This is a genomic window from Kitasatospora sp. NPDC091276 (assembly GCF_040684355.1).
Lineage (GTDB): Bacteria > Actinomycetota > Actinomycetes > Streptomycetales > Streptomycetaceae > Kitasatospora.
In genome coordinates, this window is record NZ_JBFBFU010000054.1 from 1 (window position 1) to 25,185 (window position 25,185).

Annotated in this window: 2 protein-coding genes; both read right to left on the reverse strand. The window is 75.8% G+C overall.

Translation table 11 applies throughout. The annotated features are described in order from the left end of the window. Positions 1–8,856: SDR family NAD(P)-dependent oxidoreductase (locus tag AB0O19_RS36850; RefSeq protein ID WP_363625971.1), on the reverse strand; the 8,856-nt coding region annotated here is incomplete at its 3' end. Positions 8,857–8,935: 79 nt separating this feature from the next. After that, entirely contained in the window at positions 8,936–25,153 is a 16,218-nt protein-coding gene (locus AB0O19_RS36855) for a type I polyketide synthase (RefSeq protein WP_363625973.1), read from the reverse strand. Between the last annotated feature and the right edge of the window lie 32 nt (positions 25,154–25,185).

Genomic DNA, 25,185 nt, shown 5'->3' on the forward strand with positions numbered 1-25,185 from the left:
AGGCAGTTCTCCCGAACCCTCCAGATCCACCAGACCGAACCGGCCCGGCTCCTCCGACATCGCCGACCGCACCAGACCCCACACCGCAGCACCCGGCAAATCCCCGCCCGCCACCACACCACACGTCACGAACACCAGACGCGAGCCCGCGAACCGCTCCCCCGCCAACCAACCCTGCACCAACTCCAGCACACGTGCCGTCCGAGCATGCACGTCGCCGTCCGCCGATCGGATCACCACCACCGGCGGCACCTCCACCGAAACCTCCGCCAACGACTCCACCACCACGAACTCCGGAGCAGCAGCCGTCTTCACCGGCACCCAGTCCACCCGGAACAACGCGTCCCGGCCCACCGAGCCCGCCTCGCCCGCCGACACCGGGCGCACGACCAACGACCCGACGGTCGCCACCGGGTGCCCCTCCGTGTCGGCGATCGCGAGCGCGACCCCACCGCCCGCCGACGGCGTCAGCCGCACCCGGACCGCCGACGCCCCGGAGGCGTGCAGCGCCACGTCCTCCCACACGAACGGCACACCGCCACCCTCGCCGGACCCGGTCAACGCGAACGCGTGGAGGCAGGCGTCGAACAGCGCCGGGTGCAACCCGAAACCACTACCGTCAACGCCCTCGGGCAGAGCGACCTCCGCGAAGACCTCATCCCCGCACCGCCAGACGGCCCGAAGCCCCCGGAACGCCGGACCATACTCGAACCCGGCCTCCGCCAAACCCTCGTACAACCCGACCGCGTCAACCGCCTCGGCACCGGCCGGCGGCCACACCGAGGCATCGAACACCGCCGGCACCGCGCCCGAGCCCACCACACCACTCGCATGCAGAGTCCAGACCGTCCCGTCCGCGTCGTCCGGCCGGGCATGCATCGTGAGCGCGCGCCGCCCGGACGCGTCCGGCGCGCCGACCCACACCTGCACCCGCACGCCGCCCCGCTCGGGCAGGACGAGCGGCGCGGCCAGCGTCAGCTCCTCGACCAGATCACAGCCGACCTCGTCCCCGGCCCGCACCGCCAACTCGACCAGCGCCGTGCCCGGCACCAGGACCGAACCCATGACGACGTGGTCCGCGAGCCACCCGTGCGACCGGGCCGACAACCGGCCGGTGAACAGGTAGCCGTCCGTGTTGACCAGCTCGACGGCCGCGCCCAGCAGCGGGTGCTCGACGGCACCGAGTCCCGCGAGCCGGACGTCGCCGCCGCGCGCGCGGGTGACCGCCGGCCAGTAGTGCCGGTGCTGGAACGCGTACGTGGGCACGTCCACGGCGCGGGCACCGGTCCCGACGAAGAGGGCGGCCCAGTCGACGCGCGCGCCGGTGACGTGCAAGCGCGCGAGCGCGGTCAGGACGGTCGCGTCCTCGCCCTGGTCCTTGCGGAGGACGGGAGCCAGAACGCTGTCGCCGGAGAGGGAGGCGGCCGCGAGGGCGGTGAGGACGCCGTCGGGGCCGAGCTCCAGGAAGCGCGTGACACCCGCGGCCTCCAGCGTGCGGATGCCGTCGGCGAAGCGGACGCCCTCGCGGACGTGGCGCACCCAGTAGTCGGGGGCGGTGAGGTCCTCGGCCGGTTCGCCGGTGAGGTTGGAGATCACCGGGATCGACGGCGCCTGGTACGTCAGCCCGTTGAGGACAGCCCGGAAGTCCTCCAGCATCGGGTCCATCAACGGCGAATGGAACGCGTGGGACACGCGCAGCCGCGTCGTCCTGCGGTCGGCGAAGTGCGCCTCGATCGCCTCGACGGCCTCCTCCGCCCCCGAGACCACGACCGACGTCGGGCCGTTCACCGCCGCGATCGACACGAACTCACCCAGCAGCGGCAGGACTTCATCCTCCGCCGCCTGCACCGCCAGCATCGCGCCACCCGACGGCAACGCCTGCATCAAACGGCCACGAGCGCTCACCAACGCGCAGGCGTCCTCCAGCGAGAACACCCCGGCCACATGCGCCGCCGCGACCTCACCGATCGAGTGCCCGGCCACGAACTCCGGCCCCACACCCAGCGATTCGAGCAGCCGGAACAGCGCCACCTCGACCGCGAACAGTCCGCACTGGGCGTACTCCGTCCGGTTCAGCAGTTCCTCGTCCTCACCCCACACAACATCCCGAACCGGCAGCTCCAGCGCGGCGCACACCTCGTCGAAAGCCCGAGCGAACACCGGGAACCGACCGTACAACTCCCGCCCCATCCCCAACCGCTGCGACCCCTGCCCCGAGAACAGGAACGCCGTCCCGCCCTCACCCACAAGCCCCCGGGCCACCTCGACGCCATCGACGAGCACCGCCCGGTGCGGGAAGGCCGTCCGCCCGGACAGCGTGAACGCCACATCCGCAGCCTGGAGCTCACCGACCTCTGCCAGCCGCGCGACCTGCGCGTCCAACGCCGCTTCGGACCTGGCGGATACCACCCAGGGCATCGCCCCCGCCGTCACCGCAGCGTCCCGCACGGCCTCGGGCTCGCCCTGTTCAAGGATCACGTGCGCGTTGGTCCCGCTGATGCCGAACGACGACACGCCCGCCCGGCGGGGCCGGCCGGCCTCCGGCCACCCCTGGGCCTCGGCCAGCACCTCCACCGCGCCCGCCGTCCAGTCCACGTGCGAGGAGGGTGCGTCCACGTGCAGTGTGCGCGGCAGCAGGCCGTGCTGCATCGCCAGCACCATCTTGATCACGCCGGCCACGCCGGCCGCCGCCTGCGCGTGCCCGATGTTCGACTTGATCGAGCCCAGCAGCAGCGGCAGTTCGCGGTCCTGACCGTAGGTCGCCAGCAGGGCCTGCGCCTCGATCGGGTCGCCCAGCGTCGTCCCCGTACCGTGAGCCTCGACGGCGTCGACGTCGGCGGTCGACAGTCCGGCACTCGCCAGCGCCTGCCGGATCACCCGCTGCTGCGACGGACCGTTCGGCGCCGTCAGACCGTTCGACGCACCGTCCTGGTTCACCGCGCTGCCGCGCAGGACCGCCAGCACCCGGTGCCCGTTGCGACGCGCGTCCGACAGCCGTTCCAGCACCACCATGCCGACGCCCTCACCCCAGCCCACGCCGTCCGCCGCGTCCGCGAACGAACGGCACCGGCCGTCCACCGACAGGCCGCCCTGGCGCGAGAACTCCACGAACGTCCCCGGCGTCGACATCACCGTCACGCCGCCCGCGAGCGCCAGCGTGCACTCACCGCCGCGCAACGCCTGCGCGGCCAGGTGCATCGCGACGAGGGACGACGAGCAGGCCGTGTCCACCGTCACCGCCGGGCCCTCGAAGCCGAAGGTGTAGGACACCCGGCCGGAGGCGACGCTGGGGGCACTGCCGTTGCCCCGGAAGCCCTCGAACTCCTCGCCGTCGAGGAGCGAGCGGTAGTCGGTGTACATGATGCCCGCGAAGACGCCGGTCCGGCTGCCGCGCAACGTCACCGGGTCGATGCCGGCCCGCTCGAACGCCTCCCACGACGTCTCCAGCAGCAGGCGCTGCTGCGCGTCCGTCGCCAGCGCCTCGCGCGGACTCATCCCGAAGAACTCGTGGTCGAACTCCCCGGCGGTGTGCAGGAACGCGCCCCGCCGGGTGTACGACGTGCCCGGGACGGACCGGTCCTCGTTGTAGAGCGAGTCGACGTCCCAGCCGCGGTTCGCCGGGAAGTCGGACACCGCGTCCACGCCGTCGGCCACCAGCCGCCACAGGTCCTCCGGCGACGCCACGCCGCCGGGATAGCGGCAGGCCATCCCGACGATGACCACCGGGTCGTCCGACGACACCGGGAGCGCCGGCAGGAGTTCCTCGGCCTCCTCGGCGCCGAACAGGCCCTCCAGGACGAAGCCCGCCAGCGCACTCGCCGTCGGGTAGTCGAACACGACGGTGGCCGGCAGTGGAAGACCGGTCGCCGACCGCAGCCGGTTGCGCAGTTCGACCGCCGTCAGCGAGTCGAAGCCGAGGTCCTGGAAGGCCCGCGACGGGTCGACGACCGAGCCGCCCTCGTGGCCCAGGACCACGGCGATCCGGTCGCGCACCAACTCCAGGACGGCCGCCCGCCGCTCGTCCTCGCCCAGCCCCGAGAGCCGCTGCGCGAAGGCCGCCGAAGCGGCCGAGCCCACGACCACCGCGCGCCGGACCCGGCCGCGCACCAGTCCGCGCAGCAGGGCGGGCACCGAGTCCTGGGCCCGCAGCGCCGCGAGGTCCAACCGGACCGGCAGGATCGCGGGCAGGCCCGCCGCGAGCGAGGCGTCGAACAGCGCGGCGCCCTCGGCGGGGGTGAGCTCCGGCATGCCCGAGCGGGCTATCCGGTGCAGGTCGACGTCGGCGAGCGTGCCGATCATGCCGCCGTTGCGGGTCCACGGGCCCCAGGCCTGCGAGACGGCGGTCAGGCCGAGCGAACGACGGTGGACCGCCAGGGCGTCGAGGTAGGCGTTGCCCGCCGCGTAGGCGGCCTGGCCCGGGCCGCCGAAGACGCCGGAGACGGAGGAGAACAGGACGAAGGCCGCCAACTCGCGTTCCTTCGTGGCCTCGTGCAGGTGCCAGGCGGCGTCCGCCTTCGGGCGCAGGACGGCGCCGACGCGCTCGGCGGTCAGGGAGCCGATCACGCCGTCGTCGATCACGCCGGCCGTGTGGACGACCGCGCGGATCTCGTGCCGGGCGAACAGGCCTGCCACCGCCGCCGGATCGGCGACGTCACACGCCTCGACGACGGCCTCCGCGCCGGCCGCCGACAGTTCGGCAAGCAGTTCGTCCGTGCCCTCGGCGTCCGCGCCCCGGCGGCTAACCAGCAGCAGCTGCCGCACGCCGTGTTCGACGGCCAGGTGCCGGGCCATGACCCGGCCCAGGCCGCCCGTGCCGCCGGTGATCAGGACCCTGCCCTCACTCGGCCACGCCACCGGCTCGCCCGCCGATTCGGCGCGCAGGAGCCGGGCCGCGAGGACCTCCCCGTCGCGGACGAGCAGCTGCGGCTCGTCCAAACCCAGGGCTGTGGGCGGCAGTTCTTCCGAACCCGCCAGATCCACCAGGCCGAACCGGCCCGGTTCCTCCGACATCGCGGACCGCACCAGGCCCCACGCCGCAGCGCCCGGCAGGTCCTCGCCCGCCACCACACCGCGCGTCACGAACACCAGACGCGAGCCCGCGAACCGCTCCCCCGCCAACCAGCCCTGTACCAACTCCAGCACACGGGCCGTACGCGCGTGCACGTCGTCGTCCGCCGGTCGGATCACCACCACCGGCGGCGCGTCCGCCGAAACCTCCGCCAGCGACTCGACCTCCGCGAACTCCGGAGCAGCAGCCGTCTTCACCGGCACCCAGTCCACCCGGAACAGCCCGTCCCGAGCCGCTGCCGACCCGCCGCTCGACACCGCGCGCAGGGCCAGCGACCCGACGGACGCCACCGGCAAGCCCTCGGCGTCGGCGACCGCCACCGCGACGGACTCCTCGCCGGTCCGGGTGACGCGCACGCGCACGGAGGACGCGCCGGAGGCGTGCAGCGACACGTCCTCCCACGAGAACGGCACGACGCCGCGCGGCATCCCGTTGACGGCCGTCACGTGCAGGGCGGCGTCGAGCAGCGCCGGGTGCAGGCCGTAGCCGGTGCCCTCGGTACCCTCCGGCAGGGCGACGTCGGCGAAGACCTCGTCCCCTCGCCGCCAGGCCGCCCGCAGGCCCTGGAACACCGGGCCGTACGCGTAGCCGCCGTCGGCCATGTCCTCGTACAGCCCGGCCGAATCGACCGCCTCGGCGCCGACCGGCGGCCAGACCGACGTGTCGAATGCGGTGCGCATCTCCCCCACGGCCAGGACGCCGGTCGCGTGCTGGTCCCAGGCGCGGCCGTCGGCGCCCTCGGGCCGGGAGGCGATGGTGAAGGTGCGGCGGCCGGTACCGTCGGCCGCGCCGACCCGCAATTGCAACTGGACGCCCTCGCGCACGGGCAGGACGAGCGGTGCGGCCAGGGTCAGTTCCTCGACGCGGTCGCAGCCGGCCTCGTCCCCGGCGCGGACGGCCAGTTCGAGAAACGCGGTGCCGGGCAGCAGGACGTTGCCGCGCACGACGTGGTCGGCGAGCCAGGGGTGGGACTGGCGGGAGAGCCGGGACGTGAACAACAGGCCGTCCTCGTCGGAGAGTTCGAGCGAGGCGGAGAGCAGCGGGTGGTCGGCGGTGTCGAGGCCCGCCGCGCCGAGGTCACCGGCGGTCGCGCGGGCGGTCACGGGCCAGTAGCGACGGTGCTGGAAGGCGTAGGTCGGAAGGTCGACCGGGCGGACGGCGGTGCCGGCGAAGAGGGCGGCCCAGTCGACGGGCACGCCGGTGACGTGCAGGCGCGCGAGCGCGATCAGGACGGCCGTGTCCTCGGCCTGGTCCTTGCGGAGGGAGGAGGACAGCACGGCCTCGCCGGAAAGAGAGGAGGCCGCCAGCGCCGTCAGGACACCGTCGGGGCCGAGTTCCAGGAAACGGGTGACGCCGGCAGCCTCCAACGCGCGCACACCGTCGGCGAAGCGGACGGCCTCACGGACGTGGCGCACCCAGTAGTCCGCCGAGCACAGCTGCTCGGGAGCGGCTGCCTCCCCCGTCAGGTTGGAAACCACCGGGATCGAAGGAGCAACGTACGTCAGCCCGTTGAGGACAGCCCGGAAGTCCTCCAGCATCGGGTCCATCAGCGGGGAGTGGAACGCGTGCGAGACCCGCAACCGGTTCGTCCTGCGGTCGGCGAAGTGCGCCTCGATCTCCGCGACGGCCTCCTCCGCCCCCGAGACCACGATCGAACGCGGGCCGTTCACCGCCGCGATCGACACGAAATCCGTGAGCAGCGGCAGGACTTCGTCCTCCGACGCCTGCACCGCCAGCATCGCGCCACCCGACGGAAGTGCCTGCATCAGACGGCCACGAGCGCTCACCAGCTTGCACGCGTCCTCCAGCGAGAACACCCCGGCCACATGCGCGGCCGCGACCTCCCCGATCGAGTGCCCGGCCACGAACTGCGGCCGCACACCCAGCGATTCGAGCAGCCGGAACAGCGCCACCTCGACCGCGAACAGTCCGCACTGGGCGTACTCCGTCCGGTTCAACAGCTCCTCGTCCGCACCCCACACGACATCCCGAACCGGCAGCTCCAGCGCGGCGCACACCTCGTCGAAAGCCCGAGCGAACACCGCGAACCGGCCGTACAACTCCCGCCCCATCCCCAACCGCTGCGACCCCTGCCCCGAGAACAGGAACGCCATCCCGCCGCCCCGGACCGCACCCTCGAGGACCCCGCCCGAGCCCGCCGCCAGCGCGTCGAGCCCACGCAGCAGCGCGTCCCGGTCCGAACCGACCACCACGGCCCTGTGGTTGAGCATCGACCGGCTCGTGGCGAGCGCCGCCGCGACGTCCGCGACCGGCACGCCCGCCGCGACGTCGCGCAGGCGGGCGGCCTGGGCGCGCAGCGCGTCCGGCGTCCGGCCGCTCAGCACCCACGGCACGACGGCCGGGACCGGGGCAGCCTCCACAGGCTCCTCCGCCACAACCTCGTCCGCCTGTTCCAGGACCACGTGCGCATTCGTCCCGCTGATGCCGAACGCCGAGACGCCCGCCCGGCGCGGGCGCCCGGTCCGCGGCCAGTCGCGGGCCTCCGTCAGCAGTTCGACGGCGCCCGCCGTCCAGTCCACGTGTGAGGACGGCTCGTCGACGTGCAGGGTGGCCGGTAGCACCCCGGCGCGCAACGCCATGACCGTCTTGATGACGCCCGCGACGCCGGCCGCCGCCTGGGCGTGGCCGATGTTCGACTTGACGCCGCCGAGGTAGAGCGGCCGGTCGGCGGGCCGGTCCTGGCCGTAGGTCGCGAGCAGGGCCTGCGCCTCGATGGGGTCGCCGAGGGTCGTGCCGGTGCCGTGGGCCTCGACGGCGTCGACCTGGTCGGGGGTGAGGCGGGCGTTGGCGAGCGCGGCCTGGATGACGCGCTGCTGCGAGGGTCCGTTGGGGGCGGTCAGGCGGCTGCTGGCGCCGTCCTGGTTGACGGCGGTGCCCCGGACGACGGCGAGGACCTCGTGGCCCAGGCGCCGGGCGTCCGAGAGGCGCTCGACGAGCAGGACGCCGACGCCCTCCGCCCAGGAGGTGCCGTCCGCGGCCTCCGCGAAGGGCTTGCAGCGCCCGTCGGGGGCGAGGCCGCGCTGGCGGGAGAACTCGGTGAACAGGCGGGTCGTCGGCATGACGGCGACGCCGCCGGCGACGGCCATCGAGCACTCGCCGGCGCGCAGCGCACGGACCGCGAGGTGGAGGGCGACGAGCGCTGAGGAGCACGCGGTGTCGACGGTGACCGCCGGGCCCTCCAGCCCGAGGGTGTAGGCGATGCGGCCTGAGAGGACGCTGACGGCTCCGCCGGTGAGGAGGTGGCCCTCGGTCTCCTCGGTCTGGCGGGCGAGGGAGCCGTAGTCGGTGTCGGCACCGCCGATGAACACGCCGGTGTCGCTGCCGCGCAGGGCGGCGGGGGCGATGCGGGCGCGCTCGATGGCCTCCCAGGCGGATTCGAGGAGGAGCCGCTGCTGCGGGTCCATGGCGAGGGCCTCGCGGGGGGCGATGCCGAACAGCTCGGCGTCGAAGTCGGCGACGCCGTCGAGGAACCCGCCGTGGCGCACGTAGCTCTTGCCGGGGGTGCCGGGGGTGGGGTCGTAGAGGCCACCGGTGTCCCACCCGCGGTCCTCCGGGAGGTCGCCGATGGCGTCGGCACCGTCGGCGACGAGCCGCCAGAGGTCCTCCGGGGTGCGGACGCCGCCGGGGTAGCGGCAGGCCATCCCGATGATCGCGATCGGCTCGGCGTCCCTCGCCTCGACGGACTCCAGGCGCTGCTTCGTGCGCCGCAGGTCCGCGGTGACCTTCTTGAGGTAGTCGCGGAGCTTGTCCTCGGAGGTGCTGGCCATGGGTGGGAAACCTCGCAGTTCGGAAGGGTGGCACGGGTCCGTGGGACGGCCCCGGGGCGGACAACCCCGGGGCTGGTCCTCAGGCGAGTCCGAGCTCGCGGTCGATCAGGTCGAACATCTCGTCGTCCGTGGTGTCGTCGAGCGCGTCGTCCGGCCCGTCGGCGGCCGCGGGCGGCTCGGTCGCGTCGTCGTCGAGCCGCCACTGGAGGCTCTTGAGGCGGGCGAGGAGTCGGGTCCGGGAGCCGGCATCCAGTTCGGTGGCGCCGAGCGCGCTCTCCAGCTCGTCGAGTTCGGCGAAGACGGGCCGGGCGGGCGCCGCGGTGCCGGTGGGCGCGCCGACCAGGTCGCGCAGGCGCCCGGCGAGGGCGGTGGGCGACGGATGGTCGAAGATCGCCGTGGTGGGCAGCCGCAGGCCGAGTTCGGCGTTGAGGCGGTTGCGCAGCTCGACGGCGGTCAGGGAGGACATGCCGAGGTCGAGGAAGCCGCGCTCGGGTTCGACGGCCTCGGGCGAGCCGTGGCCGAGGACGGCGGCGAGGTGGCCGACGACGACGTCCAGCAGCAGCTTCTCCTGCTGGACCGCGGCGAGGCCGGGCAGCCGGTCCAGGACGCCCCGGTCAGCGGTCGCCGCGCTCCCGGCCGGCCCTGCGGCCGTGCGCCGGGTAGCGACACGGCGGGGCGCGAGCTCGGCGAAGAGCGGCGCGGCCTCGGCCGTGGCGAGGGCGTGCCGGTCGAGCCGGATCGGGGCCAGGTGCGGTCGGTCCACACCGCTGGCGGCGTCGAGCAGGGCGAGGCCCTGGACGGCCGTGAGCGGCAGCATGCCGGAGCGCGCGAAGCGGGCGATGTCCACGGCGTCCAGCGTGGACGTCATTCCACTCGATTCTCCCCAGTATCCCCACGCGAGGGAGACGGCCGGGCGGCCCTCGGCGCGGCGGCGGTCGGCGAGGGCGTCGAGGAAGGCGTTGGCGGCGGCGTAGTTGGCCTGGCCGGGGCCGCCGGCCGTGGCGGCGAAGGAGGAGAACAGGACGAAGGCGGAGAGGTCGAGGTGGCTGGTCGCCTCGTGGAGGTTCCAGCCGGCGTCGACCTTGGGGCGCAGAACCTCGGCGAGCTGGTCGTCCGTCAGGCTTTCGAGCAGTCCGTCGTGCAGGACGCCGGCGGCGTGGACGACGCCGGCGAGTGGGTGCTCGGCGGGGACGGTGGCGAGGAGGGCGTCGAGGGCGGCGCGGTCGGCGGTGTCGCAGGCGGCGATCCGGGCGTCGGCGCCGAGGGCCGCGAGGTCGGCGAGGAGTTCGGCCGCGCCGGGGGCGTCGGGGCCGCGGCGGCCGGTGAGCAGGAGGTGGCGGACGCCGTGTTCGGTGACGAGGTGGCGGGCGACGAGGGCACCGAGGGTGCCGGTGCCGCCCGTGATCAGGACGGTCCCCGCCGGGTTCCAGGACCATGCCCTGCCGTCCACGGCTTCGTTCACCGGGCGCAGCCGGGGCGCCGTCACCTCGCCGCCGCGAACGGCCAGACGCGGCTCGTCGGGGTCGGCGAGGGCGGCGGGCAGGGCGGCGTCGGAGGCCGGGTCGTCGTCGAGGTCGACGAGGAGGAAGCGGCCGGGGTTCTCGGACTGGGCGGAGCGGATGAGTCCGTGGGCCGCCGCCTGGGCGAGGACGGTGCCGTCGCTGGACGGGGCCACGGCCTCGGCGCCGTGGGTGAGCAGGGCCAGGCGGGCGTCGGCGAGCCGGGGCTCGCCGAGCCAGGCGCGGGCGAGGCCGTGGGTGGCCCGGACGGCGCGGTGCGCGGCGGTGACGGGGTCGCCGTCGTCGGACGCGGTGAGGCGGTGGACGACGGTGGCGGGTGCGGGCTCTCCGGCGTCGAGGGCGGCGGTGAGGTCGGCGAGGTCGGCGTAGGCGCGGGCGCCGAGGGCGGCGGCGAGCGCGTCGTCCTCGCCGAGGACGGCCGTGTCCCCGAGGTCGCTTCCGGAGAGGGCGATCCCGGGTGTCGGGGCCCACTCGACCGCGTAGAGCGGATCGGCCGCCGGGGCGAGGTACTCGGCCGCGATCGGGCGGACGGTGACGGCCTCGGCGGTGAGCACGGGAGCGCCGTCGGCGTCGGCGGCGGTGAGCACGTGGCTGCCGTCGGCGGCCGGGGTGAGCCGGACGCGGAGCAGGGCGGCGCCGGTGGCGTGAACGGTGACGCCTCGCCAGTCGGCGGGCTGGGCGGGGTCGGTGCCGCCCCGGAGGGCGGCGAGCAGGGGCTGGAGCAGCCCGGGGTGGACGCGGAAGCCGGCCGTCTCGGTGCGGTGCTCCTCGGGCAGGGCGACCTCGGCGAACAGCTCGTCGCCGCGCCGCCAGCGCGCCAGGACGGTGCGGAAGCGCTCGCCGTACTCGGTGCCGTCCGGCTCGACGGCGTCCACCGCCTGGGCGCTCGCGGGGGGCCACTCGGTCAGGGACGCGCCGCCGGCGCTGTCACCGGTCAGAGTGCCGGTGGCGTGGCGGGTCCACGGGGTGTCGTCGGGAGCGCCGGTCGGGCGGGCGTGGATGGTGAGGGCCCGTCGGCCGTCGGCGTCGGCGGGTCCCGCGGTGAGCTGGAGGTCGACGGTGCCGTCGTCGGGCAGGGTCAGCGGGCTGAGCTCGGTGAGCTCGGCGACGGTCGGGGAGCCGGCCTCGTCGCCGGCCCGCACGGCCCAGTCGAGCAACGCGCTGCCCGGCACGACGGCGGTGCCGCGCACGCTGTGGTCGGCCGTCCACGGGTGCGTCGTGGTGCCGATCCGGCCGGTGATCAACACGGTGTCGGCGTCCGCGAGGCGGACGGCGCGGTCCAGCCCGCAGGGGTCGACGGGCGGGCCGGTGCGGGCGGCGTCCTGGGCGAGCCAGTAGCGGCGGCGCTGGAAAGCGTAGGTGGGCAGGTCGACGAGCCGGCCGCCGGCGAGGGCGGGCCGCCAGTCGATCCGCACTCCGCGCACGTGGGCCTCGGCGAGGGAGGTCAGCAGCCGGGCCGGGCCGCCGTCCTCGCGCCGGACGGTGCCGAGCACGACGGCCTGGGCGCCCGCGTCGTCCGCGGTGTCCTCGACGGCCGTGGCGAGCACGGGGTGCGGGCTGCATTCGAGGAAGGCGTCGTGGCCCTGGGCGAGCAGGGCGCGGACGGACTCCTCCAGGCGGACGGCCTGCCGCAGGTTCCGGTACCAGTAGCCGGCGTCGAGCGGGGTGTCGCCGAGCCAGTCGGCGGTGACGGTGGAGAAGAACGGGATCCGGGCCTCGTGCGTGGTCAGTCCGGCGAGTTCGGTGAGGAGGCTCTCCTCGATCCGCTCGACCTGGGCGGAGTGGGAGGCGTAGTCGACGGGGATGCTCCTGGCCCGGACGCCGTCGCGGGTGCAGCCGGCCAGGAGGTCGTCGAGGGCCGCGGTCTCGCCGGAGACGACGACGCCGGACGGGCCGTTGGCGGCGGCCACCGAGAGCCGGCCGCCGTAGGGCTCGATGCGGGCGAGGACGTCGGCGTGGGCCTGCGGCACCGACACCATGCCGCCGTGGCCGGAGAGGCCGCGGGCGATGGCCTGGCTGCGCAGGGCGACGACCTTCGCGCCGTCCTCCAGGGAGAGCGCGCCGGCCACGCAGGCGGCGGCGATCTCGCCCTGCGAGTGGCCGAGCACGGCGGCGGGGGTGACACCGTGGGCCTGCCAGCAGGCGGCGAGCGCGATCATGGTGGCCCACAGCGCGGGCTGGGCGACGTCGACGCGGTCGAGTGACGGCGCGTCGGGCTCACCGCGCAGGACGGCTTCGAGGGACCAGTCCGTCCAGGGCGCGAGGGCCTGTCCGCAGGCGGCGATCCGCTCGGCGAACTCCGGTGAGGTGTGCAGCAGTTCGGCGCCCATGCCGACCCACTGGGAGCCCTGGCCGGGGAAGACGAGGACGACCCGGCGGTCGCGCCCGGCGCCGTGCCGACCGGTGACGACGCCCGGGGCGGGCGTGCCGTCGGCGAGCGCGGCGAGTCCGGCACGCAGGTCCTCGGTACCCGTGCCGACGACGACGGCGCGGTGCTCCAGGAGCGCGCGGCCGGTGGCGAGGGAGTGGGCGAGGTCGAGCGGCGCGGCGGTGCTGGTGGGGAGGTGGTCGAGCAGCGCGCGGGCCTGGCCGCGCAGGGCCTCGGCGCTGCGGGCGGAGAGCAGCCAGGGCAGCGCGGGACGCTCGGGCGGGGCCGGTTCGGGCTCCTGGCCGGGGGCCTGTTCGAGGATCACGTGGGCGTTGGTGCCGCTGAGGCCGAAGGAGGAGACGCCGGCGCGGCGGGGCCGTCCGGTGGCGGGCCACGTGCGGGCCTCGCTCAGCAGCTCGACGGCGCCCTCCGTCCAGTCGACGTGCGTGGTGGGCCGGTCGATGTGGAGGCTCTGCGGGAGGGCGGCGTGCCGCAGGGCGAGGACGGTGCGCATGACGCCGGCGACGCCGGCGGCGGCCTGGGTGTGGCCGAGGTTGGACTTCACCGAGCCGACGAGGAGCGGGTGTTCGCGGTCCTGGCCGTAGGCGGCGAGCAGGGCCTGGGCCTCGATCGGGTCGCCGAGGCGGGTGCCGGTGCCGTGCGCCTCGACGGCGTCGACCTCGGCGGGCGTCAAACCGGCGTCGGCCAGGGCGGCCCGGATCACGCGCCGCTGGGACGGGCCGTTGGGCGCCGTGAGGCCGTTGGAAGCGCCGTCCTGGTTGACGGCCGAGCCGCGCACCACGGCCAGCACCGGGTGCCCGTTGCGCCGCGCGTCCGAGAGCCGCTCGACCAGCAGCACTCCGACGCCCTCGGAGAAGCCGGTGCCGTCGGCGGCGTCGGCGAAGGGCTTGCAGCGGCCGTCGCCGGCCAGGCCGCGCTGGCGGGCGAAGTCGACCGGGATCATCGGCGTCGACATCACGGTGACGCCGCCCGCGAGGGCAAGCGAGCACTCGCCGCCGCGCAGCGCGCGGACCGCGAGGTGGAGCGCCACCAGGGACGACGAGCAGGCGGTGTCGACGGTGACGGCCGGGCCCTCCAGGCCGAGGGTGTAGGCGACTCGGCCGGAGATCACGCTCGCGGCGTTGCCGGTGCTCACGTACGGCGCGGCCTCGTCGGGGATGCGGGCGACCCGGTCGAGGTAGTCGCTGGAGGACAGGCCCGCGAAGACGCCGGTGCGGCTGCCGCGCAGCGTGCCGGGGTCGATGCCGGCGCGTTCGAGGGCCTCCCACGAGGTCTCCAGGAGGAGCCGCTGCTGCGGGTCCATCGCGAGGGCCTCGTTGGGGCTGACGCCGAAGAACGCGGCGTCGAAGCCGGCGGCGTCGGCGAGGAAGCCGCCCTCGCGGGTGCGGGAGGAGCCGGGATGATCGGGGATGCCGTCGTAGAGGCGGTCGAGGTCCCAGCCGCGGTCGGCCGGGAAGGGGGCGATGGCATCGGTGCCGTCGGACAGCAGGGTCCACAGGTCGTCGGGTGTCGCGACGCCGCCGGGGAAGCGGCAGGCCATGCCGACGATCGCGATCGGCTCGTCGGCGGCCTGGGGGGCCACACCGGCCGTGGCCGCCCCGCCGGTGCCGGTGAGGCCGTCGGCCAGGTGCCCGGCGAGCGCCCCGGGGGTGGGGTGGTCGAACACCAGGGTCGCGGGCAGCCGCAGGCCGGTCGCGCTGTTGAGGCGGTTGCGCAGTTCCACTGCGGTCAGCGAGTCGAGGCCGAGGTCGCGGAACGGCCGCGTGGCGTGGATCTGGTCGGCCGAGGAGTGGCCGAGGACGGCCGCGGTGCAGCCGCTCACCAGGTCGAGCAGCGCCGAGGCGCGGTCGGCCGCGGTGAGCCCGGCGAGGCGGGCGCGCAGCCCGTCGGCGGCCTGGGCGCCCTGCGCGGTGCGGCGGGCCGGGGTGCCCACGAGAGGGCGCAGCAGGGAGCGCAGCAGAGCGGGGAGTTCGGCCGCGCCGCGCGAGCGCAGGGTCGCGGTGTCGAGGCGGACGGGGACGAGCAGGGCACAGTGGTCGGCGAGGGCCGCGTCGAACAGGGCGAGGCCGTCCGGGGTGCTGAGGGTGAGCGCGCCGGACTGCTCGGCTCGGGCCCGGTCGGTGGCGCCGAGGTGGGCGGTCATGGTGCTGGCCTGCGCCCACAGTCCCCAGGCGAGGGCGGTGGTGGGCAGCCCGGCGACGCGGCGGTGCTGGGCGAGGGCGTCGAGCCAGGCATTGGCGGCGGCGTAGTTGCCCTGGCCGGGCGAGCCGAAGACGCCGGCGGCGGAGGAGAACAGGACGAGGTCGGCGAGGTCGAGGCCGCGGGTGAGCTCGTGCAGGTGCCGGGCGGCGTCGGCCTTGGAGCGCAGCACGGCGGCGAGCCGGTCGGCCGTCAGGCCTTCGACCACGCCGTCGTCGAGGATGCCGGCCGCGTGGACGACGGCGGTGAGCGGGTGCTCGGCGGGCACGGCGGCCAGCAGGGCGGCCAGGGCGTCGCGGTCTGCGGCGTCGCAGGCGGCGACGGTGACCTCGGCGCCGAGGGCGGTCAGTTCCTCGGCGAGGGCCGCCGCGCCGGGGGCGTCGGGGCCGCTGCGGCCGGCGAGCAGCAGGTGCCGCGCGCCGCGCGCCGTGACCAGGTGGCGGGCGAGCTCGGCGCCGAGGGTGCCGGTGCCGCCGGTGATCAGGACTGTGCCGTCGGAGGCCCAGGGACGCGGGACGGTGAGGACGATCTTGCCGGTGTGCCGGGCCTGGGCCATGTGCCGGAAGGCCTCGCGGGCGCGGGTGACGTCCCAGCAGGTGAGCGGGAGGGGACGCAGCGCGCCCCGCTCGAACAGCTCGACCAGGTCGGTGAGCATCTGCCCGATCCGCTCGGGCCCGGCCTCCTGGAGGACGAAGGCCTGGTAGCGGGCGCCGCCGTGGGCGGCGGCGACCTCGGCGGGTTCGCGGACGTCGGTCCGGCCCATCTCGATCAGCCGTCCGCCGGGTCCGAGGAGGCGCAGCGAGGCGTCGACGTACTCCCCCGCGAGGGAGTTGAGGACGATGTCCATGCCTTCGCCGCCGGTGGCGGTGCGGAAGCGCTCCTCGAAGTCGAGGGTGCGGGAGGAGGCGATGGCGGTGTCGGGCAGGCCGTCGGCGCGCAGCAGGTGCTGCTTCGCCTCGCTCGCGGTGCCGTAGACCTCGGCGCCCCAGAGGCGGCCGAGCTGGGTGGCGGCCATGCCGACGCCGCCGGTCGCGGCGTGGACGAGGAGGCGTTCGCCGGCCCGGAGGTCAGCGAGGTCGCGCAGGGCGTAGTAGGCGGTGAGGAAGGCGACGGGGACGGAGGCGGCCTGGGCGAAGGTCCAGCCCCGCGGGACGCGGGCGAGCAGGCGGTGATCGGTGACGGCGAGCGGGCCGAACCCGCCCGGAGCCATGCCCATGACGCGGTCTCCGATGGCGAGTCCGGTGACGCCGGGGCCGAGTTCGCGCACGACGCCGGCCGCCTCGGAGCCGAGGAAGCGGGCACCGCCCGGGTACATGTCGAGGGCGTTGAGGACGTCGCGGAAGTTGAGGCCGGCGGCGCGGACCTCGATGCGGACCTCGCCCTCGGCGAGCGGCGCGGCCGCGTCGGGGCTCGGCAGGAGTTCGAGGTTGTCGACCGTGCCCTTGGTGCGGATGTCGAGGCGCCACGGGCCGTCGGGCGCGGGCAGCGGCTCGGCGGTGTGGGCGCGGGCCAGGCGGGGGGCGTGGGCGGTGCCGTGGCGCAGGGCGAACCGGGGTTCCCCGGTGGCGAGCGCGGCGGGCAGGGCGCGCCAGGAGGCGGGGTCGTCGTCCAGGTCGGCGAGGACGATGCGGCCGGGGTGCTCGCTCTGGGCGGAGCGGACCAGGCCGTGGACGGCGGCGGCGGGCAGGTCGTGGACGTCCTCGGCGGGGTCGGCGGCGACGGCGCGCCGGGTGGTCACGAGCAGGGTGGCGTCGGGGCGGTCGTCGGCGAGCCACGTCTGGAGGACGGCGAGGGCGCGGTCGAGGGCGTCGAGCGGCTCGTCGCCGCTGAGTTCGACGAGCGTGACGTCCGCGTCGGCGCCGAGGGCGACGCCCGCCTCGGCGAGGGCCGCCGCGTGGGCGGGCGGTTCGCCGAGGACGGTCCAGCGCTCGGGGGCCGGCCCCGGCTCGGGAAGGGTCAGGGCCGGCCAGTCCAGGTGGAAGAGCGCCTCGCGCGCCACCCGGGCGGCCGGGTCGAGGGCGCCCTCGGCGAGCGGGCGCACGGCCAGGGCCTCGATGGCGGCGACCGGGCGGCCGGCCGGGTCGGCCATCTCGACGGACACCGCGTCGGGCCCGGCCGGGGTGAGCGTCACCCGCAGCGCGGTGGCCCCTGCGGCGTGGAGCGTGACGCCGGTCCAGGCGAACGGCAGCCCGGGGCGGCCCGCCAGCGGGCCGAGCCCGGCCGGGTGCAGGGCGGCGTCGAGGAGGGCGGGGTGCAGGCCGTAGCGGGCGGCGTCGGCACGGGCCGGCGCGGGCAGCTCGACCTCTGCGTGGACGGCGGCACCGAGGCGCCAGGCCGCGCGCAAGCCCTGGAACACCGGTCCGTAACCGTAGCCGTGCTCGCGCAGGCCCGGGTAGAAGCCGCCGACGTCGATCGGCTCGGCGCCGGCGGGCGGCCAGGCGGCGGACGCCGGCGCGGGCTCGACCCCGGCGGGAGCGACGCTGCCATCGGCGTGCCGGGTCCAGCCCTCGGGCGCGTCCGCGTCGGCCGGGCGGGTGTGCAGCGCGACCGGGCGGCGGCCCGTGTCGTCCGGAGCGCCGACCTCGATCTGCACCTGGAGCGCACCGCGCTCGGGCAGCAGGACGGGCGCATGCAGGGTCAGTTCCTCGATGCGCCCGCAGCCGAGCTCGTCGCCGGCCCGGACGACCGCCTCGACCAGCGCGGCGCCGGGCACCACGACGGTGCCCGCGACCGCGTGGTCGGCGAGCCACGGGTGGGTGTGCAGCGACCAGCGGGCGGTGGCCACCAGGCCTCCGCCCTGGGCGAGTTCGACGGCGGCGCCGAGCAGCGGGTGCTCCGGCGCGGCCAAGCCGGCCGTGGTGACGTCGCCGCCCGTCCCGCCCGGACGCGGCCAGTAGCGCTGCCGCTGGAACGGGTACGTCGGCAGCTCGGTGGCGCGCGCGCCGGTGCCGGCGAACAGGAGGTCCCAGTCCACCCGGGCGCCGTGGTTGCACGCGTCGGCGAGGGCGAGCAGGAAGCGGCCGGGGCCGCCCTCGTCGCGGCGCAGCGTGCCGAGGGCGGCGGCGGGCAGGCCGCTGTCCTCGATCGTCTCCTGGACGCCGGTGGTCACCACGGGGTGCGGGCTGACCTCGACGAACACCCGGTGGCCCGCGGCCAGCAGGGTGCGGGTGGCCTGCTCGAACTCCACGGTGTGGCGCAGGTTGCGGTACCAGTAGGCGGCGTCCAGCCCGGCGGTGTCGATCACGGCGCCGGTGACGGTCGAGCAGAACGGGACGTCGGCGCTGCGCGGGGCGATCGGCGCGAGGAGGTCGAGCAGCTCGTGCTCGATGCGCTCGACGTGCGCGGAGTGCGAGGCGTAGTCGACCGGGATGCGTCGGGCCCGCACGCCGGCCCGCTCGCAGTCGGCGATCAGCTCCTCCAGGGCCTCGGGGTCACCCGAGACCACCACCGAGCCGGGGCCGTTGACGGCGGCGACGGAGATGCGCTCGCCCCAGCGCATGAGGCGCTCACGGACGGCGGCGACCGGCTCGGCCACCGAGACCATGCCGCCGAGGCCCGCGAGCCGCCGGATCGCTCGGCTGCGCAGGGCGACGACGCGGGCGGCGTCGTCCAGGGAGAGCGCGCCGGCCACGCAGGCGGCGGCGATCTCGCCCTGCGAGTGGCCGAGCACGGCGGCCGGTTCGACGCCGTGCGCGCGCCACAGTTCGGCCAGCGACACCATGACGGCGAACAGCACGGGCTGCACGACGTCGACCCGGTCGAAGCCGGGCGCACCGGGTTCGCCGCGCAGGACGTCGGTTGCCGACCAGTCGGTGAAAGGCTCCAGGGCCGCCGCGCACTCGGCGAAGCGCTGCGCGAACACCGTTTCGGTGTCGAGGAGTTCGACCGCCATGCCGGCCCACTGGGAGCCCTGGCCGGGGAAGACGAACACCGGTGCGCCCTCTCCTGCGGCCTGTCCTGCCAGGACGGCAGGGGTGGCGCGACCTTCGGCGAGTGCGTCCAGACCGTCCAGCAGCCCGGCCCGGTCGGGCGCGACGACGGCGGCCCGGTGCTCCAGGACGGCGCGGGTCGTGACGAGGGAGCGGGCGACGTCGTCGAGGGCGGGCTCGGCGGCACGGACGTGGGCTGCGAGGCGGCGGGCCTGCTCGCGCACGGCCTCGGGTGTCCGGGCGGACAGCAGCCAGGGCAGCGGGCGGCCGGCGGCCGGGCGCTCGGGCAGCGGCTCGGGCGCGGGGGCCGCTTCGAGGATCACGTGGGCGTTGGTGCCGCTGACGCCGAACGAGGAGACGCCGGCGCGGCGGGGCCGTCCGGTGGCGGGCCACGTGCGGGCCTCGCTCAGCAGCTCGACGGCGCCGGCGGTCCAGTCGACCTGCGCGGTCGGGGCGTCGATGTGCAGGGACTTCGGGAGCTCGCCGTGCTGCATCGCGAGCACGGTCTTCATCACGCCGGCCACCCCGGCGGCGGCCTGGGTGTGGCCGAGGTTGGACTTCACCGAGCCGAGGAGCAGCGGGTGTTCGCGGTCCTGGCCGTAGGCGGTGAGGAGGGCCTGGGCCTCGATCGGGTCGCCAAGGCGGGTGCCGGTGCCGTGCGCCTCGACGGCGTCGACCTCGGCGGGCGTCAGACCGGCGTCGGCCAGGGCGGCCCGGATCACGCGCTGCTGGGACGGGCCGTTGGGCGCCGTGAGGCCGTTGGAAGCGCCGTCCTGGTTGACGGCCGAGCCGCGCACCACGGCCAGCACCGGGTGCCCGTTGCGCCGCGCGTCCGAGAGCCGCTCGACGAGCAGCACTCCGACGCCCTCGGCCCAGCCCGTCCCGTCCGCCGCGGCGGCGAACGGCTTGCAGCGGCCGTCGGGGGCCAGGCCTCGCTGGCGCGAGAACTCGACGAACACCTGCGGCGTGGACATCACCGTCACGCCGCCCGCGAGCGCCAGCGAGCACTCGCCCCGGCGCAGGGCCTGGGCGGCCAGGTGCAGGGCGACCAGCGAGGACGAGCACGCGGTGTCGACCGTGACGGCCGGGCCCTCCAGGCCGAGGACGTAGGCGACGCGGCCGGAGATCACGCTCGCGGCGTTGCCCGTCATCACGTGCCCGGCGACCCCCTCCCGGGCCGCGTCCAGCAGCACCTGGTAGTCCTGGAAGTTGGAGCCGACGAACACGCCGGTCCGCGAGCCGTGCAGCGCCCCGGGGCCGATGCCGGATCGCTCGACGGCCTCCCAGACCGTCTCCAGCAGGAGCCGCTGCTGCGGGTCCATCGCGAGGGCCTCGCGCGGGGAGATCCCGAAGAAGGCGGCGTCGAAGTCGGCCGGGGCGGTGAGGAACGCGCCCTCGGCGACGTAGCTGGTGCCCTCGTGGTCAGGGTCCGGGTGGTACAGGCGGTCGGTGTCCCAGCCCCGGTCGGCCGGGAACGGGCCCACCGCGTCGCGGCCCTCGGCGAGCAGTCGCCAGAGGTCCTCCGGCGACTCGATGCCGCCGGGGAAGCGGCAGGCCATCGCGACGATCGCGATCGGCTCGTCGGCGACGACGGCAGGGGCCGCGGACGTCTCCCCCGCGGCCGTACCGGCCAGCTCGGCGCGCAGGTGCGCGGCGACGGCGGTCGGGGTCGGCTGGTCGAACAGCAGAGTGGCGGGCAGGCGCAGACCGGTCGCGGCGGTGAGGCGGTTGCGCAGCTCGACGGCGGTCAGCGAGTCGAACCCGAGGTCCCGGAACGCCCGGGCGGCGTCGACGGTCGCGGTGGAGGCGTGCCCGAGGACGGCGGCGGCCTCGGTGCGGACGAGTTCCAGCAGCACACGCTCCTGCTCGTCGGCGCTGCGGCCGCGCAGCTGATCGGTCGGCGGGGAGTCGGTGGACGTCGTGGCGACGCCCGGGTGGACCGCGCGACGCACCTCGGGCAGGTCCGCGATCAGCGCGCTCGGACGGGCGGCGGTGAGCACGGGGGCGAGCGTGCTCCAGTCCACGTCGGCCACGGTGAGGCCGGACGCATCCGCGAGCAGGGCCCGACGCAGCGCGGCGACCGCCCGCTCCGGGTCCATCGGGGCGAGCCCGCTGCGCCGCATCCGCCCGGTGAGGCCCGGGTGGTCCCCCGCCATGCCGCCCCCGGCCCACGGGCCCCAGGCGACGGCGGTGGCCGGCAGCCCGGCGGCGCGGCGGTGCTCGGCGAGGGAGTCGAGGTAGGCGTTGGCGGCGGCGTAGTTGGCCTGGCCCGGGTTGCCGAGGACGCCCGTGATCGAGGAGAACAGGACGAACAGGGTGAGGTCGTGCCCGGCCGTCAGCTCGTGGAGGTTGCGGGCGGGGACGGCCTTGGCGCGGAGCACGGCGCCGAAGCGGTCGGCCGTGAGGCTCTCCAGCACGCCGTCGTCGAGGACGCCGGCGGCGTGGACGACGCCGGCGAGCGGGTACTCGGCGAGGAGGGCGGCGAGCGCGTCGCGGTCGGCGACGTCGCAGGCGGCGAGGGTGACGCGGGCACCGAGGGCGGTCAGCTCGTCGCTCAGCTGCTGCGCGCCGGGGGCCTGGGGGCCACGGCGGCCGACGAGGAGCAGGTGCTCGGCACCGGCCTGGGCCAGCCAGCGGGCGACGTGGGCACCGAGGGCGCCGGTGCCGCCGGTGACGAGGATGGTGCCTCGGGGCGCGGTCCAGCCGTCGGGGGCGTCCGACGCGGGCGCCGTGCCCGGAGCGCCCGGCAGCGCCGCCGCGCGTCCGGGCACCGGCGGGAGATGGCGGTGGGTCAGCCGGCGGGCATATGCGCCGGAACCGCGCAGGGCGAGCTGGTCCTCGGCGGTCTGGGCGAGGAGGCCGGCCAGGCGGACGGCGGTGCGGGCGTCGGGGGCGTCGGGCAGGTCGATCAGGCCGCCCCAGCACTGCGGGTGCTCCAGCGCGGCCACCCGGCCGAGGCCCCACAGCTGCGCCTGCTCGGGCTCGCTCACCCGGTCCGCGCCCTCGGCCGCGACGGCGCCCCGGGTGAGGCACCAGAGCCTCGCCGGACCGCCCGCGGCCTCCAGGGTTCGCAGCAACTCGACGGTCGCGGGCAGGTAGCGGGGGACGAGGCGGTGGTCGGGGTGCGGGCGGTCGTCGGCGGCGAGGAAGGAGAGGACGCCGGCGAGCAGCTCGCCGGAGCCGTCCGCAAGCAGCGAGGTCAGGGCCCCGGTCCCCGCCACCAGCTCGATCCGCAGGCCGCGCTCGGCGAGGGCGTCGAGGGCGGCCCCGGGCCATTCCTCCTCCGTGCCCTCCGGGACGACGGCGAGCCAGCGGCCCGGCGGCACCGCGTCGGTGAGGCCGCGTACGGGTACCCAGCTCGTCCCGTACGTCCACCCGTCCAGCGCGCCGAGCAGGCGCCGCTGCCCGCGCCAGGAGGCCAGGACGGGCAGCAGGTGGTCAAGCGAGGCCTCGGCGGCCTCCTCCGCGATCCCGAGGACGGCCGACGCCTCCCGGAGGTCGCCGGCCTCGACGGCCGTCCAGAACGCGTCCTCGACCGGGTCGGCGGAGGGCGCGCCCGCGTCACGGTGCTGGAACTCGGGCAGCCAGTAGCGCTGCCGCTGGAACGCGTACGTGGGCAGGTCGACGCGACGGCCGCCGGACCCGGCGAGCACCGCCGCCCAGTCCGGGCCCGCGCCGCGCACGTGCAGGCGGGCGAGGGCCTCCAGGAGGGCCGGCTCCTCGGAACGGTCCTTGCGGAGCACGGCGGCGAGGACCGCGTCGGCCGGCAGTGACTCGGCCGCCATCGCGGTGAGGACGCCGTCCGGGCCGAGTTCGAGGAAACGGGTGACTCCGGCCTCGTGCAGCGTGCGGACGCCGTCCCCGAAGCGGACGGCCTCGCGGACATGGCGCACCCAGTAGTCGGGCGAGGCCAGGCCCTCCGCCAGTGCGCCGGTCAGGTTGGAGACCACCGGGATCGACGGCGCGCTGAAGGTGAGCCCGCTGAGGGCTTCGCGGAAGTCCTCCAACATCGGGTCCATCAGCGGGGAGTGGAACGCGTGCGAGACCCGCAACCGGTTCGTCCTGCGGTCGGCGAAGTGCGCCTCGATCTCCGCGACGGCCTCCTCCGCCCCCGAGACCACGATCGAACGCGGGCCGTTGACAGCGGCGATCGACACGAAATCCGTGAGCAGCGGCAGGACTTCGTCCTCCGACGCCTGCACCGCCAGCATCGCGCCACCCGACGGAAGTGCCTGCATCAGACGGCCACGAGCGCTCACCAGCTTGCACGCGTCCTCCAGCGAGAACACCCCGGCCACATGCGCCGCCGCGACCTCACCGATCGAGTGCCCGGCCACGAACTCCGGCCGCACACCCAGCGATTCGAGCAGCCGGTACAGGGCCACCTCGACGGCGAACAGTCCGCACTGGGCGTACTCCGTCCGGTTCAACAGCTCCTCGTCCGCACCCCACACGACATCCCGAACCGGCAGCTCCAGCGCGGCGCACACCTCGTCGAAAGCCCGAGCGAACACCGGGAACCGGCCGTACAACTCCCGCCCCATCCCCAGCCGCTGCGACCCCTGCCCCGAGAACAGGAACGCCGTCGCCCCCTTCTCCGCCACGCCCGTCACGCGGCCCGCTCCCCCGCCCCCAGCTGCCAGGGCGTCCAGGGCGCGCAGGCGCTCCTCCGGGTCGGCCGAGACGACGACGGCCCGGTGGGCCATGGCCGTCCGGCCGGTCGCCAGGGAATACGCGACGTCGGCCGGGTCGAGCGGTCCGCGCGTCCGGAGGTGGGTGGCCAGACGTCCGGCCTGGGCCCGAAGGGCCGTCTCGTCGTGCGCCGACAACACCCACGGCAGCACCGTCTCGGGCGCGGCCTCGGACGCGGCCTCGGGCGCGACGCCACCAGCGGGCTCCGCCGGCGCCGCCTCCAGCACGACGTGCGCGTTGGTGCCGCTCACACCGAAGGAGGAGACCGCCGCACGCCGGGGCCACGCGTCGGCAGGCCACTCCCGGGCCTCGGCCAGGAGTTCGACGGTGGCGGCGGTCCAGTCGACGTGTGGGGTCGGGGCGTCGAGGTGCAGGGTGCGCGGCAGCAGGCCGTGCCGCATCGCGAGCACCGTCTTGATCACCCCGGCCACGCCGGAGGCGGCCTGGGTGTGGCCGGTGTTGGACTTCAACGCACCGATGAAAAGCGGCCGTTCGCGGTTCTTCCCGTACGTCGCGAGCAGGGCCTGCGCCTCGATCGGGTCGCCGAGCCGCGTGCCCGTGCCGTGCGCCTCGACGACGTCCACCTCGGCGGGCGTCAGACCGGCGTCGGCCAGCGCGGCCCGGATCACGCGCTGCTGCGACGGGCCGTTGGGCGCCGTCAGCCCGTTCGAGGCGCCGTCCTGGTTGACGGCCGAGCCGCGCACGACGGCCAGCACCGGGTGGCCGAGGCGCTGCGCGTCGGAGAGCCGCTCGACCAGGAGGACGGCCGCGCCCTCGCTCCACGCGGTGCCGTCGGCCGCCGCCGCGAAGGGCTTGCACCGGCCGTCGGCGGCGAGGCCGCCCTGCCGGGAGAACTCGGTGAACATCTGCGGGCTCGACATCACCGTCACGCCGCCCGCGAGCGCGAGCGCGCACTCGCCGCGGCGCAGCGACTGGACGGCGAGGTGCAGGGCGACCAGGGAGGAGGAGCACGCGGTGTCGACCGTGATGGCCGGGCCTTCGAGGCCGAGGACGTAGGAGATGCGGCCGGAGGCTACGCTGACGGTGTTACCGGTCAGCAGGTGTCCGGCGGCGGTCTCGACGACCTGGCCCGCGGTGGTGGAGGCGCTGTCGTAGCCGCCGTGTCCGGCGCCGACGAACACGCCGGTCGGCGTGCCGCTCAGCGTCCCGGGGTCGATACCGGCCCGTTCGACGGCCTCCCACGCGGTCTCCAGGAGGATCCGCTGCTGGGGGTCCATGGCGAGGGCCTCGCGCGGGGAGATGCCGAAGAACCCGGCGTCGAACTCGCCCGCGTCGTGCAGGAATCCGCTCTCGCGGGAGGTGACGGCGCCCTCGGGCAGGTCCCAGCCGCGGTCGGCGGGGAAGGAGGAGACGGCGTCGACGCCGTCGCACACCAGGTCCCAGAGCTCCTCAGGGGAGGCGACCCCGCCCGGCAGCCGGCAGGCCATGCCGACCACGGCGATCGGCTCCCGGTGCTGCTCGGTCGCCTCGCGGAGCTGTTCGCGGGCCTCGTGGAGGTCCGCGATGGCCCGCTTCAGGTAGTCGCGGAGCTTGTCTTCGTTCGACATCGGGGCGTCAACCTCTCCGGGGGTCGCCAGGA